The organism is Pelagicoccus enzymogenes (assembly GCF_014803405.1).
Classification (GTDB): domain Bacteria; phylum Verrucomicrobiota; class Verrucomicrobiia; order Opitutales; family Opitutaceae; genus Pelagicoccus; species Pelagicoccus enzymogenes.
This window is the reverse complement of sequence record NZ_JACYFG010000002.1, coordinates 242,830-263,187: the sequence shown is the minus strand read 5'-3', so window position 1 is coordinate 263,187 and position 20,358 is coordinate 242,830. Positions and strand designations below refer to the sequence as shown.

Genomic DNA, 20,358 nt, shown 5'->3' with positions numbered 1-20,358 from the left:
GCTCAGCCGACGGCCGGCCTGTGTGCCGTCTTCGCTGCGTCAGCGATCTAAACCCTATCAAAATTTTTTTGAAAATGACAAAGACGCGTCGGTCCCTCTTTCGCGCCAGCTTGGCTGGTTGTTTCGTTTTAATTCTGGCAACGCTGTCGAGTGCCGCGTTTCCATCCGCCAAGCCGGATCCCATCAATTTCGGGTGGCGCTTTGCTGAAGGGGAAAACGCCACCGCGATGCAGCCGGGCTTCGACGATTCGACCTGGGAAGCGGTCGACTTGCCGCACGATTGGGCGATCCACAAGAATTTCGACCCGGAGGGCGATCCGAATACTGCCAAGCTGGAATGGAAGGGCGAGGGCTGGTATCGAAAGACTTTCGAACTGCCCGCCGATGCCCAAGGGAAGCGGTTGCAGTTTCTCTTCGACGGCGTGATGGCCAACCCGACGGTCTACCTCAATGGCGAGGAAGTCGGATCATGGATCTATGGATACAACTCCTTCCATATCGATGCGACCGATGCGGCGAACTTCGGAGGCGAAAATGTGCTGGCGGTGCATGTGGATACCCAAGCTCACCATTCGCGTTGGTATCCGGGAGCAGGCATCTATCGCAAGGTCTCGATGCGTCTGGTCGATCCGGTGCACATTCCCTACTGGGGAGTCGCGGTTACGACGCCCCGAGTCGAGGACGATGAAGCGTCGGTGCAGGTCGACGTGGAGTTGGCGAACGAAACCGGAAAGGCTCAATCCGCTGAGGTCGTGGTGGAAATCGTGGACCCGCTGGGCGAGGTAGTGCGAACGGAAACTCTAGCGGTAGAGGTGCCGGTCGCGGGAATCAAGGCAACTCTCCAATTCGAGCTCGACGCGGTCAAGCGCTGGGACGTGGAGCACCCGCACCTTTACACGGCGAAGACCGCTATTCTCGCCGATAGAGGAATGTCAGATAATTTGGATACGAATTTCGGCATCCGTACCTACGAATGGACGGCCGACGATGGGTTTCACCTTAACGGGCGACGCGTGGACTTGCAGGGGGTGAACGAGCACCACACGCACGGCATGCTGGGAGCGGCGTTTTTTCCGCGAGCGGTGGAGCGTAAGTTCGAGATCCTGCGGGACATGGGTGTCAACGCCCTGCGCACTTCGCACAATCCGGAAGCGCCTGAAGTTTTGGAGCTGTGCGACCGCTTGGGAATCGTCGTATTCAACGAGCTCTACGACAAGTGGGATCGTACCGGTGGGGTGGATGTGGACACGGCGACCTTCGTCAACGAGTACGCGGAACGCGAGGTGCGTAATTTCGTGCGACGCGATCGGAACCATCCGTCGGTGATGCTTTGGTCGGTGGCCAACGAGGATGGCGCGGTGCTGACCAACCGCGATGGGAAGTCGGCGGAGCACGTGGCGAAGATGGTCTCGTATTTCGAAAAGTACGACAACACCCGTCCCACCACCATGGGCTGTCACGTGGCTAGTGGAGCCCGACGCGAGTGGGGAATCTTCGAGGCGCTCGACAGCTCGGGCTGGAACTACTCCCAGCGCTATATGAACTTCCGCAAGAACTACCCCGAGAAGCCGGTCATCTACAGCGAAACCGCATCGGCCTTCGGCACCCGCGGCCACTACGAACTGGATCTGCCCGAGTCGAAGATCGATTTCGGCGACGACGGATTCCAAAACGGCTTCATCCTGACCTCTGCTCCTTGGGGAGATATCCCGGAGCACGAATTCGAGCGCATGCGCAAGCATCGGTTTCTCAACGGCGACTTCGTTTGGACCGGGTTCGACTACCTCGGCGAACCGACGCCCGCTCGTGGCGTGAATTCGCCGCCAGAGCTAAAACTCGAGGCGCGCAGCAGCTACTTTGGCATCGTTGATTTGGCGGGACTGCCGAAGGACACCTTTTACCTCTACCGCAGCCAGTGGAACAAGGCGGACCGCACGGTGCACCTTTCTCCGCACTGGAACTGGTCGGAGGGCGATCAAGTGCCGGCCATCATCTATACCGATGGCGACGAAGCGGAGCTGTTTCTCAATGGCCGCAGCATCGGGCGAAAGTCGAAGGTCGACCCCGATCAGATGCAGACCGCGAATATTGCGTATCAGAAAACTAGTTACGCCAGCAGCTCGCAGGTGGTGCAGGACGAAGGTGGAAACGTGTTGACGGACAATACCACGGACAAGGCCTTCGACGGAAACCCGAACACGCGTTGGGCAGCTGCGGACGGGACCGCGCCGCAATTCCTCAAGGTAGACCTAGGAGAAGAGCGTTCCTTCAAGCAGATCCGTATCCAGTGGGAGAGAGCAGCTGAGATCTACGACTACGCGGTCTTGATCTCGAGTGATGATGAAAACTGGACGCCAGTGGGCGGCGAGGAGAGACGTATCGGCGAGCTCACTACCATCGAGTTCGATTGGGTTGACGCCCGCTTCGTGAAGCTGGAGGTGAACGAAATCGCAGATAACCGCTGGGCGAGCGTGAGAGAGCTTGAGGTTTTGGATAAGGAGACGGCCAACCGCAATCCCTACTACGACGTCGTCGACGCCTACCGTATCCGCTTTTTCGATATTCCCTACGAACCCGGCGAACTGAAGGTCGTGGCTTATCGTGACGGACAGCGGATCGGCGAGGCCGCGGTCCAGACGGCCGGACCCCCGGCAACGCTGGAGCTCACGCCCGACCGAAGGGTCATGAAGGCGGATGGTATGGATCTCTGTTACGTGGCGATCAAGCTGCTCGACGACGAGGGCCGCCTGTGTCCTTGGGCCATGGACGAACTTAGTTTCGAGACCGAAGGGGCTGCCACCTTCATGGGGGTCGCCAATGGCAACTCGATCGGCTTCGACGCCCTCACGGACGAGACCCATCCCTTGTTCTACGGACAAGCAGTCGCGGTGCTGCGGAGCAAGCCCGGCACGGCCGGACGAGCGACGCTCACGGTAAAAGCAGAAGGCTATCCCAAGTCGAAGGTCGAGGTTCTTTTCGCCGACTGAACGATGCTCCATTCCGTGGCGAACGCTTTTTTTGAAGAAAACTTGTCCAAAAACAGGGAGCGGCCGGAAGTAGATATGAATGGTTGAATCTGGGAAGCAGGGCGACGACGCGTTGGAGCGGCAGCGATTCCTTTCGCTTTTTCTGCGAAGCGAGAGGGAAATCTTCCGCTACGTGGCAGCCCTAGTGCCCAATGCTTCCGACGCGGAGGATATCGTTCAGCAGACGGCCATCGCCCTTTGGGAGAAGTTCGATTCCTACGACCCGTCGAGACCGTTCACCCCTTGGGCCTGTCGTTTCGCTCTGAACAAGGCCCGTCAGTGGATGGAGCGACGCAAGCGCTGGCAGGCATTGCTGGAGAATGGACTGGCCGAGGAAATCGTGGTCCGACGTGAGGAGCTGAAGCCGCGATTGGAGCGCCGCTTGAGCCGGTTGGAGGGCTGTTTAGAAAAGCTGCCCGAGGACAAGCGGTCCTTGGTGGAAGGCTATTACTACAAGCGCCAAACTATCGAGGCCTTGGCGGAAGCGTCGGGGCGGACAGTGGAAGCGACTTATAAGGCCTTGCAGCGCGTGCGCCAGTCGTTGCAAATGTGCATCGAGGGCGCGACTCGGACGGAGGGGGCGACATGACGCTCGCATTTCCGTCTCCAGAATTTGATGACGCGGTGGCGGCGGTTTGCCACGGCGAGGCCGACGAGGCTCTGTGCCGGGCCCTGAATGAGCTGCTGCGAAACGATGCGGCGGCGCTTGATGAATACATCTTGCGGACCGAACTGCATTCGCGGTTGGGGTCCGACGAGGATTTGTTCGTCGCTGCGAACCAGCTCTCGTCAGTGGAGACCGATACGGAGGAGCAAGGCTTTCTCGACGGGGGAGACCCCGATTCCGCAGCGAAGCCAAAGCGTAGCCTTTGGTGGGCTTGGGGAGTGGCGGCCTTGCTGGTGCTTGCTGCTTTGGGCGTCTGGCAAAGCGGGGTTCGCGAGCAAGCTCCTGATTGGCAAGTCGGCAGCCAAGCGGTGGCGATGTTGGACCGCACCGTTCGCGCTCGATGGGCGGATGCGGAAGGGCAACCTGTGGCGGGCGATTCTCTGGAGCCGGGGTGGCTGACGCTCGAGTCGGGCCTGGCTCAGATCGTTTTTTATAAAGGGGCCCGCTTGATCGTGGAAGGGCCCGCGGAGATCTACCTCCTAGCCCCGAACCACGTTTCCGTGCGAAAGGGTAAGATCACTGCTGACATACCATCGCAGTCGAGCGGATTTCGCATCGATGGACCGCATGCCAGCGTCGATGCCACAGTGGCGAACGTTGGCTTTGAGGCGGAGGGCAGCGGGACGGCGGTTCACGTGTTCGCCGGCCAGGCCGCAGTACGTCCTCGAAATGCTTCTGCCGAGGAATCGGTCGAACGCGGTATCGGAATTTTGGTGACCGAAACAGGGGATGTTCAACGGATACAGCCTGACGGGTCCGCGTTCGCGTCTCTCTATGATTTTCACGCGGAATCCTCCGCGGCTCTGGCGCTGCGCCGGGACTATTGGGAAGTGATGGGCGAGCGATTGAATCAAGAGGAGTCTCTGCTGGTGCGGCTGGATTTCGAGCAAGCGAGCCCGTCTCGTTGGGAGTTGCCCAATTTGTCCCAGTCAAGTTCGGTGGCGGAAATGGCGTCGGTGATTGGGTGCCAGTGGGGCAGGGGACGCTGGCCCGGAAAGCAAGCCATCGAGTTTCAAAACGTGAACGATCGGGTGCGGTTGGACGTGCCGGGCGAATACGATTCGCTGACCCTTTCGGCCTGGGTGCGGGTGCAGGGATTGGATCGCGAATTGAATTCCCTTTTCATGAGCGACGGCTTCATGGAGAAGTCGATTCACTGGCTGCTTCGCGACGACGGTGTACTGGGGATGACAGTGGTCGGCGACCAGCCGGGAGACTACCAGATCGTGGCCAGTCCGCCAGTAGTTGAGCTAGATGACATTGGAAGATGGATACACCTCGCAGTTGTCGTTGATGGTCGCTCCCGTCGTGTTTCACATTTTGTGAATGGGCAGGAGGTCGATCGCGAAGCTTTGATGATCAAGCCGCCGTACCGCGTCGGTCCCTCCGAGCTGGGCAATTGGTCGGCTCGCGGGTTTCCCGAGGACGACCCGTTTATGATTCGCAACTTCAGCGGGTCGATGGACGAATTTTGCCTTTTCAGCCGAGCTCTCGAGCCGGAGGAAATCGAGACACTCTACCAGGAAGGCCGACCGGACTTGGACCTTTTGGCCTTTCGAAGGTGACGTTTCTTAGCCTTCCCGCGTGCGTGCGAGCCTCCCTCAACCCCTAATTTTCAACTCCCGTCAACATACCCCACTACGTTACCTAAACCTCGAAAAGTACCCCATATGATGAAGAAGATCCTGCCCATCCTGTGCTGTGTCGTTCTTGCCTCGACGGCGTTTGGCGCCAGCGAAGCCGCGCTTAACCCTAACCAAATCAGCCTTGATTCCACGGCTGTCCGCGAACAGCAGACTTTCGACTTTGGCTGGCGGTTCTCCCTCGGCGACGAGCCGGAGGCCAAGAACCCAGGCTTTGACGACGAAAGCTGGCGTTCTCTGGACCTGCCGCACGATTGGAGCATCGAAGGTCCATACGACAAAGACGCGCCGAGCGGTGGTTCGGGCGGCTATCTTCCCACGGGCGTCGGCTGGTATCGCAAGACCTTCACCTTGCCGGACGAGGCCCGTGGAAAGCAGGCCCGTATCCAATTCGATGGCGTCTACCAGAACAGCACGGTTTGGATCAATGGGCACGAGCTAGGCACGCGGCCCTTCGGCTACGCGACCTTTCATTACGACCTCACGCCGCACCTCAACTACGGTTCCACGCCCAACGTCATCGCCGTCCGGGTGGACAACTCCGATCAGCCGAATAGTCGCTGGTACTCGGGGTCTGGCATCTACCGCCATACTTGGCTGACAATCACCGACCCGCTGGCGGTCGCCCCATTCGGCGTTTACGTGACCACCCCCGAGGTTTCCGCCGAGGCGGCAACCGTTCACGTGCAGACGAGCGTACGCAACGAACGCTCTGAGGGGACGCGTTTCACGCTGCATACTTCCCTTCTGGGTTCGCGTGGCGAGGCGCTCGCCCAGAATGTAGAGGAGGTATCCGCTCCTTCCGAAATCGCTGCGGGAGGGGAGCTCGAGCTGGCCGCGACTTTGCAGGTTCCCACGCCGCGTCTTTGGTCTCCGGATACGCCGGAGCTTTATCGGGCGAGGTCTGAGCTGCGGGTCGATGACGTGGTGGTCGATGCGGTGGAAACGACCTTTGGCATCCGTGAGCTCGTCTACGACGTGGATCGCGGCCTGCTGATCAACGGCGAGCAGGTCAAGCTCCGTGGCATGTGCCTGCATGAGGATGGAGGGGCAGTTGGCGCAGCGGTACCCGAAGCGGTACTCGAGCGTCGTTTGCGACTGCTGATGGAGATGGGCTGCAACGCGGTGCGGGCCAGTCACAATCCCATGGCTCCTGAATTCTACGAACTTTGCGACCGGCTCGGGATGCTTGTCATGGACGAAGTGTTCGACGAATGGACGGTGCGGAAGCCGCAAATCAAGTTTGGCTACTCCGACATCTTCGAGGAATGGTTCGAACGCGACGTAGTTGATTTTGTCCGACGCGACCGCAACCACCCGTCCATCGTGATGTGGAGCGCCGGCAACGAAATCGGCGAGCAGCGCTCCGAGGTCGGAATCGAGGTACTCGGAAAGCTCATAGAAATCTTCCATCGCGAGGATCCCACGCGTCCCGTCACGGCGGGCTTAGACAATGTCTTCAATGGTGATGGCCGGGCTCCGGAGGCATTTACCGAATTGCTCGACGTTGTTGGATACAACTACCCCGATCGTTGGGGGGACCGCCGCGAGCTTTTGCATTCCGATGACCGTCGCGATTTTCCGGAACGCAAATTCGTCCATACCGAGAGTACGACCGCTCGCGGCACTCGCGGTGAATACACCTTTGGCCCGCTGCTGGGCGGCGGATTTTCGTTCTCGGAAAGACGGGTGCTGCCGGGCAAGGGACCGGAGGCTGCGCTCTACCTCGACGATACGGTGCAGGCCGAACGGATCTGGAGGTTCGTTTCACTCAACGACTACGTGATCGGCGACTTCGGCTGGACGGGAATCGACTACCTCGGCGAGGCACGCTGGCCACGAAAAGGGGCCAGCCCGGGACCGCTCGATACCTGCGGCTTCAAGAAGGATCAGTTCTATTTCTATCAGAGCATCTGGACCAGCGATCCCATGGTGCATCTGTTGCCGCACTGGAATTGGCCGGATCGCGTTGGCGAGATCGTACCGGTCGTGGCCTACACCAACTGCGCGGTGGTTGAACTGTTCCTAAACGGACGCAGCCTTGGCCCGAAGTCGCACGAATTTCCCGCCCAAGGGGCTGAAGGCGGCTGGGCCAGCTATGCCAAGACCGTGATTCGCCCCACCACGGGCGACATGAAGTTCGTTTGGGACGTGCCCTACGAACCCGGCGAATTGAAGGCCGTCGGCTACGACCGCGACGGCAACGTGGTGGTGACGGAATTCGTGCGGACGGCTGGCGACCCGGCCAAACTGGAGGTGACCATCGACCGCGCGTCGATAGCCGCCGACGCCCGAGACGTTGCCCACGTGACGGTACGGGCCTTCGACGCGAACGGCGTCTTCGTTCCACTTGCCGACAATCAGCTGACCTTCGAGCTCTCCGGCGTGGCGAAACTGATCGGCGTAGACAATGGCGACCTCGCGAATCACGACAGCTATCAGAGCAACGAGCGACCCCTCTACTATGGAATGGCCCTTGCCTTGTTGCAATCCACGCTCGAACCCGGCGAAGCGCGACTCGTGGTGAGCAGTCCCGGCCTGCCGGACGCATCGGTCAGCCTAGCAATCGGCGACTAACCTAAACTTTTAAGTATCTAAAAACAGACTACATGCAAATGAGAACGATGATTCGCAGCTATCCAAGCGCTAGGTCCGTCATAACGGCCTCGGCTGTATTTGCCGCAACCGTGGCGAGTGCCTTTGCGGACTCGCCCCAAGAGTTTAACCACGATCCCGATCTCGCCGCCCTCGGTGTGAGCGCTGCGGAGATCGAGCAAACGGACGCGCTGCTGCAGTCCTTTGTAGACGACCAGAAGCTCAACAGCGTGGTGGGCTTCGTGGCGAAGGATGGCGACGTGCTTTACAAGAAGGCCTTCGGCTGGAAGGACGTGGAAAACAAGGTTCCTGCTGAAGAGGACGACTACTACGTTCTCATGTCGCAGACCAAGGCGGTCACCACGGTGGCGTTTATGACCTTGGTGGAGCAGGGGCTTGTCTCGATCCACGACCCCGTGTCGAAATTCTTTCCCGAGATCCCGGACGAGGTGGTGACGGAGGTTCACGAGGACGGGACCTACGAGACTCGGCCAGTGGAAACGCCCATGACCTTCGTGCATCTGATGACGCATACATCTGGCTTGGGCGCGGGCAAGGTGAGAGACATTCGCCGGGCCGAACGCAAGGGCGACGATGCTCCGGCTGGCTTCGGTGGCAGGATGCCTGACAAGACGCCAAGCGGCCAGCACAGCGGGGGAGGCAACCCGGAGGCGAAGTACCTCGAAGAAGAAATGCTCGCCCTGGCCAAGTACCCGCTAGGGTTCGATCCGGGCTCGAAGTGGAACTACCACGTGAGTTCGAATATGCTGGGCTACCTTGTGGAACGCATATCCGGTAAATCACTACAGGAGTACGTGAAGGAGACCATCCTCGAGCCCTTGGATATGGACGATACAGATTGGTACTACGAACCGGAGGCCTTGGATCGTTTTGTGAAAGCCTATCGTTCCGTGGACGGAAAGCTGGAGCCCGGCACCAATATGTACAGCGAGGGCACGATTAGCGAACAGCAGACCTACGCGGAGGGAGCGATTGGCCTGAATGGTCCGATCGAGGACTATGCGAAGTTCTGCCAGATGTTGCTCAACAAGGGGATCTTCAACGGAAACCGTATCCTGAAACCGGAGACGGTGGAGCTGATGACCATGATCGATCGTTTACCGGAGAATAGCGGCGCAGAGGAAGGCTTTCAATTCGGACTTGGGTTCGAGATACACGAGGAGAAAAAGCCCGCTCCTGCCGTTTCGGACTCCGCATTCGCCTGGGGCGGCATGCTGGGCACGGCTTACACCATCGATCCGGAGAACGATATGGTGACGTTGTTTTATACCAACATGTTTGGCCTAGAGCCCTTGTATCCAAAATTCATTGCCCAAGCCTACGAGCTAGCGGGATTGTCGGAATCCGGAGAAACGGTTGCAGAGGTTGTGCTGGAGGAGGGCGGACGTGGCCCGCATCCGGCGATCGTTACGGAGGACGCGTCCTTGCCGGGGATGACGATCTACCGGCCGAAGGACTTGTCGCCTTTCGGAGATTCCGAAAAGCTTCCCATCCTGCTTTGGGGGAATGGGGCCTGCGTGAACACGACGCAGGAGCATAAGCTCTTCCTAAACGAGATCGCTTCGCACGGGTACCTTGTACTGGGGATAGGCTTGCTGGACCGGCTGGATCTGCGCGACGATCTCGCCAACCAGAAGACGCAGTCGAGCCAGCTCCTAGAGGCCCTTGACTGGATTCTTGAACAGAACGAGAGCGAAGGCAGCGTGTTTTATGGAAAAGTGGATCCGGAGCTGGTGGCCTCCATGGGGATGTCTTGCGGCGGCTTGCAGGCGATTGAAATTTCCGGCGATCCGCGTATCCGGACTACGGTGGTTTGCAACAGTGGCGTGCTGAAGGATCCGTCTCCCATGCGCGGAATGCCTGCTCTGAAGAAGGACGCCTTGGAGAGCTTTCATGGTCCGGTTCTCTACCTGATGGGCGGTCCGAGCGACATCGCCTACAACAACGCCATGGACGATTTCGCCCGCGTGCAGCACGTGCCGATTGTCATGACCAACTTGGACGTCGGCCATGGCGGCACCTATGCCCAGCCCCACGGAGGCGAGTATTCTCCTGTGGCGCTCGCCTGGCTTGATTGGCAGCTCAAGGGCGAAAAGGACGCGTCTAAGATGTTTCTCGGAAAGGAGAGCCAGTTAGCTCGCGATCCGGATTGGAGCGTCGAAGTGAAGAATTTCGATTAAACTATATATGTATCTGAACCTCAAATACAGGAACCACCCCATGCGCTATCTCATTATAGGACTTTTGCTATTCGCCTCAACCATCCTTAAAGCGGGAGCCCCGCCGATCCCGGGCGATTGGACAAGCGGCTACGCTTACGTGAACGGAATTCGTGTCCACTACTACCGGGCGGTTCCGGAAACGGAAAAGCCTGTCATCGTCATGGTGCACGGGGTGACGGACAATGGCGTGTGCTGGTCGACGCTCACGTGGAAGCTGCAGAAGGATTACGATATCTACATGTTGGATACGCGAGGGCACGGACTTTCGGATCCCTTCACGCCCAACGACGACGGCGACACCTTGATCAAGGACGTGGTAGAGTTCGTGCGGGTGATGGACATCGAAAAACCGATTCTCATGGGGCATTCCATGGGTGCGGCCACGGTGATGCGCATTGGAGCCGAGTATCCGGATCTGGCTCGGGCAGTCGTCATGCTCGACCCGTTTGTGGGTCGTCGGGGACCTCCTCCGGGAAGCCGCGATGATGATGGCAAGGCCCCGGCCCGTCGCCCGGGACCGCCTGCTCGCGAGCCGAATCCGGAAACGCTGTCGTTCAGCATGCACAACTCGCCGGAGTATCTCGTTGCCCAGAACAACTACAGCTACGACGCCCTCGTGGCGAAGGCCCGCCGCGACAATCCGCGCTGGAATCTGGTGGATTGCCAGTATTGGGCGCTCTCTAAAAAGCAGTACCACGGCGCCTACAGCGACCAAGCGTGGCAATCGATGTCTGGCAGCATGCGGACCGAGGACGCCTTGGCGACGATCTCGGTTCCGGCCTTGATCTTGAAGGCCGATGCGTCCCCCGAGCAACGTCAGGCCCACCAAGAGGCTGCGAAGGTAATGCAAAACGGGAAGCTCGTGCACATCGACGACTCGGGACACAACCTGCACCACGACCAGCTCTTACGAACGACCGAGGTGATAGTGGACTTTTTCTCCCAGCTGAAGGACTAGTCTATGCTTATGAAATCAACCTACCTATTCGCATCCGGACTTGCCTTGGCCTCTCTCGCCGCAGCGGAGCCAGTCCATGAAATGACCGTCGATACCGGCGAGTCCAACGGCCACATCAGCCGCCACATCTACGGCCACTTCGCCGAGCACCTCGGTCGCGGCATCTACGACGGCTTTTGGAAGAAGGACGCCAACGGCGACTACATCATCCGTGACGACGTCGTGGCCGCCATGAAGGAAATCGGCGTGCCGAACCTGCGCTGGCCGGGCGGCTGCTTCGCCGACTACTACTTCTGGGAGCACGGCATCGGCCCCAAGGAAGAGCGTCCGACCGTGGTCAACAATCTCTGGGGCGGCGTAACGGAAGACAACTCTGTGGGCACGCACGAGTTTCTCGCCTTGTGCGAGGAGCTGGAAGCCGAGCCGATCGTGGTCGGCAACGTAGGCAGCGGCACCGTCGAGGACATGGCCAACTGGTGGCAATACATCAACCACCCCGGCGAGAGCCCGATGGCCAATCTGCGCCGTGAAAACGGTCGTGAAGAGCCGTGGGACGTCCACTATTGGGGCGTGGGCAACGAAAGCTGGGGCTGCGGCGGCCATATGCGTCCCGAGTACTACGCGGACCTGTACCGTCGCTTCTCGACCTTCCTGCACGGCTACAAAAACGTCAGGCCCTTCCGCATTGCCACTGGCCCAGCTGAAGCCGACTACAACTGGACCGAAGTCGTCATGGAGCGAGCGGGGGACCGGATCGACGGCCTCGATTTGCACGTCTACACGATCGACGGCTCTTGGAGCACCCATAAGGGCCAGGCGGTCAACTTCGACGAGAGCGGCTGGTACCGCCTGATGAAGCGGGCCATGTGGATGGACGAGCTCATCACGAATCACACCGCGATCATGGATGCGCACGACCCCGAAAAGCGTGTTTGGCTGATCGTGGGCGAGTGGGGCACCTGGCACGAGCAGGAAGAGGGCTCCGTTCCGGGCTTCCTCTATCAGCAGAATACCCTGCGTGACGCACTCACCGCGTCCGTAACCTTGGACATCTTCCACCAGCACCTCGACCGGGTTAAAATGGCGAACATCGCCCAAACCATAAACGTTTTGCAGGCAATGATCCTAACGGATGGCGAGCGGATGCTGCGTACGCCGACCTACCACGTGTTCGACCTCTACAAGCCGCACCGCGAGGCAACCGCCTTGCCCTTCGAATTGGACCGTGGCCAATACGAGTTCGCCGGCAACACGTTGCCGGCGATCAGCGCCACCGTTTCCAAGAACGACGAAGGGCGTATCCATGTGAGCCTGACAAACATCGATCCCCATCAAGCCCGCAGCGTCGAGTTAAGCTTCGACGGCATGAAGGGTATGTCTGTGAAGTCCGCCCGCATCCTGACCGCCGACGAGATGAACGCCCGCAACACCTTCGACGCCCCCGACGCATTGGTTCCTGTCGAGTTCGATGGAGCCAAGGTTTCCAACGGCAAGCTTGTTGTTTCACTGCCGGCGAAGTCCCTCGTGACGATCGCTATTGATTAAAACGAAAAGTATTCAACCGCTGAGGACGCGGAGATCGCTGAGATTCTATATTGGGTTCAATTCTCTGCGTACTCCGCGAACTCTGCGGTTAAAAAACAAGCCACATAATTCAATACCACTGATTCATGCCCCTAAACCGACTACCCCTATTCTGCCTGCTGCTCGCAAGCGCTTGCAGTGGTTCATTAACTGCCCAAGGCAACCTTTTGGTTGAGACCTCCGCCGGCTCGGTCGAAGGTGTGCAGGAAAATGACCTTCGCGTCTTTCGCGGCGTTCCCTTTGCCGCTCCACCGGTAGGTGAGTTTCGTTGGAAGGCCCCGCAGCCCCTCGAACCGTGGGAAGGTGTGCGGCCGGCCAAGGAATTCGCCAACGATCCATATCAAGGCGACGGATCGGGTAATGTGGGAGAAGACTGTTTGTATTTGAATATCTGGACACCTGCCGAAACCGCAGAGGATAAGGTGCCAGTGCTGGTCTGGATCTACGGGGGCGGTTTTTCCTTCGGCTCCTCATCGATCCCGGTGCACAACGGCGAATACCTCGCTCGCAAGGGCGTGGTATTGGTCAGCATCAACTACCGCGTAGGTCCGCTGGGCTTCCTCGCCCACCCAGAGCTGAGTGCGGAGTCGCCGCGTGGCGTTTCCGGCAACTATGGCTTGCTGGACCAAATTGCCGGTTTGAAGTGGATACAGGAAAATATCGAAGCCTTTGGTGGCGATCCGGATCAGGTAACGATCTTCGGCGAGTCAGCGGGCGGCATCGCGGTGAGCATGCTCTGCGCCTCGCCAGAAGCGAAAGGCTTGTTTCACGGAGCGATCTCGCAAAGCGGGGGATCGTTCGGGCCGACGCGCCCAACGACGTACCCGGGCGAAAACATGAAAAGCCTGAAGCAGGCGGAAGAAGCGGGCGTTGCCTTCGTGAAGCGAGCGGGCGCGGAATCGCTGGCGGAGCTACGCGAGCTCGATCCAAGTGCCATGCCTCCCGGCTTCGGAAGCGGGGCGGCCTGGCCGATCGTCGATGGCTGGGTCATTCCGGATGATCAGCATGTGTTGTACGAGAAGGGCAAATACAACGATGTGGCAGTGCTTGTCGGGTACAATTCCGACGAAGGGCTGAGCTTCCCGTCGGGTAGGACGGCGGAGGAGCATATCGCCAACGTGGAGAAACGCTATGGACCGTTCGCGGATCGATTGCTGGAAGCGTACCCGCTCGATGGGGACAGAATCGGGCACGCGGCTCGCGGCCTGATGCGCGATGCTGCGTTCGGATGGCAAACCTGGAGCTGGGCGAAACTGCAGGCCGAGACTGGCGAGGCTCCGGTCTATTTCTACTATTTCGACCAGCATCCGCCGCGAGATGGAGAGTCGCCCGAAGCTGATCATGGAGCTCCTCACGGTCTGGACGTTCCCTATGTTTTCCAGACGCTGGATCGCGACGATGCAAAGCTTACGGAAGAGGATTGGGAGCTGTCGGATACGATGGCGACCTATTGGACGAATTTTGCCAAGCGCGGCGATCCCAACAGTTCGGCAGTTCCGCAATGGCCTCAGTTCGCTGAAGAGCAGGAGAAGGTTATGGTATTGAAACATCCGGTCCGGGTCGGTCCGGTTCCCGATGCCGAAGCTCTCGAGGTGCTGGACGACTATTTCGAATGGCGTCGCACTGAGGAAGGAAAAGCGTGGGCCAAGTAGAAAGACGGAATAGACGCGTATGATTCGAATCATCATTTGCTTACTCGCTTCCTTCGTCGCCGTGAGCGACGGCTTGCGAGCTGACGATGCCCGGGATAGAGGAGGGGACTTTGAAACGGAATTCGTCTACGAGGCGCATGTCACGATCGGCGACATCGTGGAGGTGGGCGAGACGGCCAAAGGCATTCGTCGCTACATCCCGATTACAGGAGGCCGCTTCGAGGGACCCCGACTGAAGGGGACGGTCCTTCCTGGTGGCGCGGATTGGCAAACGGAGCGCACGGATGGGGGGATCGAACTGGACGCCTTGTATTCGATGCGTTGCGACGACGGAACGGTGATCATCGTTCGAAATCAAGGGATCATCTCGCCAGGCGGATCGTATCTAAAGACGACACCCACGTTTACCGTCCCCGACGGACCGCACAATTGGCTCGACGACTTTTTGTATATTGGAACCGTAAGCGGTAGCGAAGAACCGGATACAGTGGTGATTCGCGTTTTCCGCGTAAAATAAACCTCGTTCAGAGAAGCGAAAATCCTCACATGAACTACCCCAAAGCCTTTCTCAGTTTCCTAGCAGGAACGCTCGTATGTTGCAGCATGCAGCGTTCGTTGATTGCCGAAGCGAAGATTTCCAAGCCCGGCGTTTACCAAGGCTACAGCGAGGCGATCTATGCGGACGATTTTGATCTCAGCTCGCGCTACATCGAGATGAGGGATGGCGTAAAGATAGCCATCGATATCTATCGTCCGAAAGATAAGGAGACGGGCGAAGTCATCGAAACGCGCTTGCCGGTCGTCTGGATGCACACGCCTTACAATCGCAGATACAATGGGAGCAAGGACAAGCTGACCGTCGAGGACTACGCGGGCAGCGCTATCGAGTTAGTAAAATATGGATACGTAGTGGCCACGGCTGACTTTCGGGGGCTGCATGCTTCCTTTGGGCACAATCAGGGCTACAACCGCGGCGAGTGGGTGGGACCCGCCCGCTACGACGCCTACGACATTACGGAATGGCTCGCTGACCAGCCATGGAGCAATGGCAACATCGGTATGTGGGGCTGCTCCGCCACAGGCGGGAGCCAGATGCAGGCTGCGACCACCGCGCCGCCGAGTTTGAAGGCCATGTTTCCCATGAGCTTCGAGTTCGATGTCTATGACTTTCGAGGCGCGGGCGGTATCGTGGCTCCGAGCCGTTGGACGCCGAAGCCCGACGATCCTCCACCGCATGAGGTTCGCGACAAATTGGCGGCTCCGGTGGACGAAGACGTCGACGGTTCGCTTCTCGAGGCTGCCAAGGCCGAGCACGAGGGCACGATCGAAACCGTCGGACACATTCCTTATCGCGACGGCTATTCGCCAAACCTCACGGATGACAGCGCCAAGCAGTGGTGGATCAAGAGCAGTCCCGCAAACTACTTGGACGAGATCAACGATTCCGGGATCGCCATGTACATGGCCGTCAACTGGGACGAAGGCTACACCAAGCCGGGACCGTTTTTCGCGATCAACAATTTCAAGGTTCCCTCCAAGTTCATCGTAGGCCCTGGAGTCCATTGCGATTGGTGTCCGGCGAAAGAGATGACAGGGCTCGATATCCTGACCGAGGAGCTCCGTTTCTTCGACTACTGGCTGAAGGGGATCGATAACGGCATCATGGATGAGGATCCCGTATACTATTTCACATATAACGCTCCACAAGGGGAGGAATGGCAATCGGCGAAAGCTTGGCCGTTGCCGAATGAAAAGCGCGTCGATTTCTATCTCGGCGAGGGCTCGCTGAGCCGCTCGCAGAAAACGGAGGGCGAAGGTAAGGACGAAACGGTAGTGATCTATGAATACAGCCGCGGGGAGATTCCGCCGGGTTCCTTGATCTACGAAACCGAGCCTTTGCAAGAGGCCGTGCAGGTGACCGGACACCCAACGGTGAATCTATGGGTTTCCTCCACCGCGACGGACGGCGATTTCGTTGCGACGTTGCGAGATGTCGCGCCCGACGGAACCATCACTTCCTATAACGCCCAGGGACAGTTGAGAGCGTCTATGCGCAAGCTCTCGGAACCGCCCTACGACAAGCTCGGCTTGCCGTACCGTCGCTTCGTGGAAGCCGATGCTCAGCCCTTGGTGCCGGGAGAACCCGTTGAGTTATGGTTTGAGATTCTGCCGATTTCTATGATTTTCCAAGAGGGGCATCGGATCCAGCTTGTGGTTAGCTTTGTGACGCGCGGCACGCCTGAGATCGACCCAGCTCCAGACGTCACTCTCTATCGCGATTCGAATCACCCCTCTTACCTGACGCTGCCGATCGTCGAGTAGCGTCATTGCCAACCCAATACAGAAAATGTCATCATGAAAAACACCCTACAATCACTGCGAACCTTTCTATCCCGCTTTTCAATGGCGGCACTGTTGGCCGCGCCTTCCAGCCTATTCGCTGCCGGCGCTTCCGACTACGCGATCGGAGCGGATGTTTCCTTTCTGGCGTCGGCGGAAGAGAGAGGAACGGTTTTCAAGGACGAGGGCGTCGCCAAGCCGGGCCTCGAGATCCTGAAGGACAATGGGTACAACTGGATTCGCCTGCGGCTATTCCATACCCCGTCGAACTCTGAACGCTTCCCGCTGCCAAACGATCTTGAATACACCATAGAGCTCGCGAAGAAGGCTCACGACCTCGGCTTCAAGTTTCTTCTGAACTTCCATTATTCGGATACATGGGCGGACCCCTCGAAGCAGTTTCTGCCGAAAGCGTGGGAGGACCTTACTCACGATGAATTAGTCGAAGCCGTTTTCACTTACACGCGTGATACGATAGTCGCCTTCCGCGAAGCCGGTGTAATGCCGGACATGGTACAGAATGGAAACGAAATCACTAACGGCATGCTCTGGCCACATGGCAAGTTGCCGGAAAACGAGGACAACTTCGCGGAGCTCGTCCAGGCAGGAATAAATGGCGTGGATGCGGGCCGGGGGAACTTGCCTCGTCCGAAGATTATGGTGCAAGTCGAGTCGAGTGGCAACAAGGCGAAGACCAAGCGTTTCTTCGACGCCCTTTTCGCGCGTGGGGTTGACTGCGACGTGCTCGGCCAATCGTACTATCCTTGGTGGCACGGATCACCGCTCGACCTGCGTGAGACGCTCAATTTCATGGCTACCGAGTATGGCAAGGAAGTGATGGTGGTGGAAGCTGCCTATTGCTGGCGTCCGACCGAGTATACCGAACACCCTGGTCCATTCCCTGAAACACCGGAAGGTCAGCGAGAGTATCTGGAGACGGTTCACGAAATTTTGCTAAACGTTCCCAACGGTCTTGGAACCGGCATTTTCTGGTGGGAGCCCATGGTCCATATTCGACCTGGAAGCACTGGCGGCATCGGCAGCCGCGGCATGTTTGACGACGAGGGCAACGCCCTGCCGGTTATGGATGTATTCAACAAGTGGACGCGCGGAAAGGTGCCACAGGACGCGGCAGAGGGCGGTTAAAATCGTTGTTTGGCTCTCGCATTCGGAAGTCGCACGAGAATCGCGTCGTGCGGCTTGAGTATGGCTGGTTGCATCCCATAGGCATTTGCGAATGGGAGTTGGAACCGGCTTCGATTTTTTTAAATCCTAGACACCGCAGGATTCCCCTCGCAAAACGACCTTCCTCCGCTAAGCAGAGGCCAAATCATGCTTTCGACTGAACTGATTTTAACGTTTTTAGCGACGTCTGCGTTGCTCGCGATCACTCCCGGTCCCGACAATCTTTTCGTCATGACGCAAGCTGCGTTGCACGGAAGAAAGTCGGGCTTCGTTGTGACTCTGGGATTGTGCACTGGCCTCATCGTGCATAGCGTAGCGGTCGCGTTGGGTGTATCGGCTATCTTCCAGTCCTCAGTCGCAGCGTTCAACCTGCTCAAGTATCTGGGCGTCGCCTATTTGGTCTACTTAGCTTGGAAGGCGTTTAGAGCTTCGTCGGATGCAGTTGGGGAAGAGCAGAAGGTCCAGGCGAGCTACGCGAATCTGTATCGGCGTGGCATCATCATGAATGTTACCAATCCCAAGGTCTCGATATTCTTTTTGGCGTTCCTGCCTCAATTCACCGACCCGTCCGCAGGAAACGTAACGAGCCAGATTCTCGCGTTGGGCGGATTATTCATCGTCGCGACGCTCGTAATATTTGGATCGATCGCCACCTTGTCAGGGCTTCTGAACGACCTGTTCAAGAAATCGAGCCGGGCGCAAACCATCATGAACAAGATCGCTGGTCTTGTTTTTCTTGGAATCGCTGCAAAACTGATGGCGGCAAAACAGTAGAAATTAAATTTGGGTTCCAAGCCTGAAGGGGAGGCGTTTCCAGGGTGGGTTTTATGGCTTACATTGTAGCAAATTTAGGAATCTTGGAGATTTCCGGGGATTCTAGGGGCTTTAGCCTTTGGCTCCTAGATCGATCACGGGCTGACACCTTCGAATCTAAGCAATCTGCTTGAAAACGGAACGCAGCGAGGCAGCTTTACTGCCATGTACGTTTGCCGCGTAACCCAAATTGGATTCCTGCCATTTTCCTGCCAAAATGGGTGCAGTAACTTGCCGTTCTGTGCAGGTTGTTGCTTCGGTAACACTCGTAAGTCGTTAACTTAGAGTAGATTATGCGATTTCTAATCCCGCTAGCCCGACCATTTCTTAAAAAGCTACTTTCTTACGGATAATGAAAGTAGCTTTTTTGTGGTCCTTGTGTCACGCGACACGTTGAAAATTCGCGAAGAATCTTGTTGGGTTTTCATGCGAGATGTTCCGCTTGATATTTGCTGGCGGGGGCGGATTTCGATAGGGCATTGATCAGATGAAGCCGTGAAGCGTGATGCCCGCCAGTGTTGGAGGTTTCTGACCTTTCGAGGTTTTTTAGACTATTATTCTCTTGAGTGTCCTTCCGTGACGCCAGGTCCCTTTGATCAAAACTTCCTTTGGGGTCGAGGGCAGGCCCACTTGATTTGTGTTTAGGCTGCCGACGACTAGGTCAACGGTGGCTGCTCCTACCTGCTGCAGGTTTCCGTCTATCCCGGCAGCTGTATCCATTTCTTCCTGCGTCCGGAAAAGGTAAGCGATGCCGATGTCGATGGGAGCTCGCAGCCCGAGTTTCGACAGCCAGGTCGAGACCGGGAGTTTGTATACGAGCAATGAGTCAGGGCGCTCATGGTCTATCCATTCGCGGAACGCAGCTTCGGAGTCTTCAATCTTTGGCGCAAAGGGAGCGCAGCGGTCAGACTCCGGTAAGGTCCGCTGCCAATCTAGCGCGCCTGCAGTCCATTGGCCGCCGGAGATGCGGTTGTTGAATTCCGGTACAACCAAGCCCGTTTTTCGATAGCCAAGCTTTCGCATCTCTTCGAGGGCGAGGCGGACGTTGTAGAGGCCGTGAAAATTGGTTCGATCAACTTGGGCCATGCGGAAATAAGCGCTTAAACCAGCCACCGCGAATCGATCTGTTTCGATCAGGTTCTTTCTTTGCCGATCACGTGAGAACCCAAGGATGACTCCGCGAATGCCTCGATTATAGATCACCTCAGAAAGCTTTTTGGCATCACTCTTATAATTGGCTAGGGCGAACTCTTCTATTCGGTACCCCAGTTCGTCGGCGCGTTTCGCAACGCCGTCAAACTCCCAGCGGCAAACATCTTTGGCCTGCCAATTGATAGATCCTCCATAGTCTGTGACGAGGGCGATCGTGTTCACAGCGACCTTGTCGAAGTGTGACTTGCGGCTGCTTATCAGAGCGCTCACCAGGGGATTGGGCCGATAGCCGAGTCTCTGTGCGGTGTCCTTGATGCGTTCGCGCCTTTCGACGCTGATCCTTGGATCGTTTCGCAGAGCTCGCGAGACGGTGGATGTCGAGACGCCGATCTCTCGGGCGACATCAGCCATGGTAATGGGTGTATTCATGCGTCGAATGACACAGCAGGAAACGTGCGCAATGATATGCGCACGAAATGCCGCTCATCTTTGAGCAAAAC

General features: G+C 57.8%; 13 protein-coding genes. 12 read left to right on the top strand and 1 reads right to left on the bottom strand.

The features are described from left to right. The first annotated feature begins 74 nt into the window (after positions 1 to 74). The 12 genes from IEN85_RS00930 (at position 75) to IEN85_RS00875 (ending at position 18,667) form a co-directional block, all read left to right on the top strand. Positions 75 to 2,987 carry a glycoside hydrolase family 2 TIM barrel-domain containing protein gene (locus IEN85_RS00930; protein ID WP_191615185.1) on the top strand — a complete coding sequence of 971 codons (2,913 nt, stop codon included), beginning with the start codon at positions 75 to 77 and terminating at the stop codon, positions 2,985 to 2,987. A gap of 79 nt (positions 2,988 to 3,066) precedes the next feature. Then, complete coding sequence (locus tag IEN85_RS00925; RefSeq protein ID WP_191615184.1) at positions 3,067 to 3,615, top strand: sigma-70 family RNA polymerase sigma factor; 549 nt, start codon at positions 3,067 to 3,069, stop codon at positions 3,613 to 3,615. Next, a complete protein-coding gene (locus IEN85_RS00920) occupies positions 3,612 to 5,258 on the top strand; it encodes a LamG domain-containing protein (protein ID WP_191615183.1) in 1,647 nt (548 codons plus the stop codon). Before IEN85_RS00925 ends, IEN85_RS00920 begins: the two co-directional genes overlap by 4 nt. Positions 5,259 to 5,363: 105 nt before the next feature. Further along, positions 5,364 to 7,913 carry a glycoside hydrolase family 2 TIM barrel-domain containing protein gene (locus IEN85_RS00915; RefSeq protein ID WP_191615182.1) on the top strand — a complete coding sequence of 850 codons (2,550 nt, stop codon included), beginning with the start codon at positions 5,364 to 5,366 and terminating at the stop codon, positions 7,911 to 7,913. Positions 7,914 to 7,951: 38 nt separating this feature from the next. Continuing rightward, positions 7,952 to 10,132, top strand: a complete 2,181-nt coding sequence (locus tag IEN85_RS00910) for a serine hydrolase domain-containing protein (RefSeq protein ID WP_191615181.1) — start codon at positions 7,952 to 7,954, stop codon at positions 10,130 to 10,132. Positions 10,133 to 10,172: 40 nt separating this feature from the next. Continuing rightward, positions 10,173 to 11,132 carry an alpha/beta fold hydrolase gene (locus IEN85_RS00905; protein ID WP_191615180.1) on the top strand — a complete coding sequence of 320 codons (960 nt, stop codon included), beginning with the start codon at positions 10,173 to 10,175 and terminating at the stop codon, positions 11,130 to 11,132. A gap of 9 nt (positions 11,133 to 11,141) precedes the next feature. Then, positions 11,142 to 12,677: an alpha-N-arabinofuranosidase gene (locus IEN85_RS00900; protein ID WP_224772379.1), complete on the top strand. Its 1,536-nt coding sequence runs from the start codon at positions 11,142 to 11,144 to the stop codon at positions 12,675 to 12,677. A gap of 125 nt (positions 12,678 to 12,802) precedes the next feature. Beyond that, positions 12,803 to 14,368 carry a carboxylesterase/lipase family protein gene (locus tag IEN85_RS00895; protein ID WP_191615179.1) on the top strand — a complete coding sequence of 522 codons (1,566 nt, stop codon included), beginning with the start codon at positions 12,803 to 12,805 and terminating at the stop codon, positions 14,366 to 14,368. Positions 14,369 to 14,387: 19 nt separating this feature from the next. Next, a complete protein-coding gene (locus IEN85_RS00890) occupies positions 14,388 to 14,885 on the top strand; it encodes a DUF3237 family protein (RefSeq protein ID WP_191615178.1) in 498 nt (165 codons plus the stop codon). Between the two features lie 29 nt (positions 14,886 to 14,914). Then, positions 14,915 to 16,690 carry a CocE/NonD family hydrolase gene (locus tag IEN85_RS00885; protein ID WP_191615177.1) on the top strand — a complete coding sequence of 592 codons (1,776 nt, stop codon included), beginning with the start codon at positions 14,915 to 14,917 and terminating at the stop codon, positions 16,688 to 16,690. 81 nt (positions 16,691 to 16,771) lie between these two features. Further along, positions 16,772 to 17,854, top strand: coding sequence for a glycoside hydrolase family 53 protein (locus IEN85_RS00880; protein ID WP_224772378.1), 1,083 nt, complete (start codon positions 16,772 to 16,774; stop codon positions 17,852 to 17,854). A gap of 186 nt (positions 17,855 to 18,040) precedes the next feature. Further along, the gene (locus tag IEN85_RS00875) at positions 18,041 to 18,667 is read left to right on the top strand and encodes a LysE family translocator (RefSeq protein ID WP_191615175.1); all 627 of its coding nucleotides are present in this window, start codon (positions 18,041 to 18,043) and stop codon (positions 18,665 to 18,667) included. 585 nt (positions 18,668 to 19,252) lie between these two features. Here IEN85_RS00875 and IEN85_RS00870 read toward each other — a convergent pair. Continuing rightward, positions 19,253 to 20,287 (bottom strand): LacI family DNA-binding transcriptional regulator, encoded by a 1,035-nt coding sequence (locus IEN85_RS00870; RefSeq protein WP_191615174.1) that lies wholly within the window; start codon positions 20,285 to 20,287, stop codon positions 19,253 to 19,255. Positions 20,288 to 20,358: the final 71 nt, after the last annotated feature.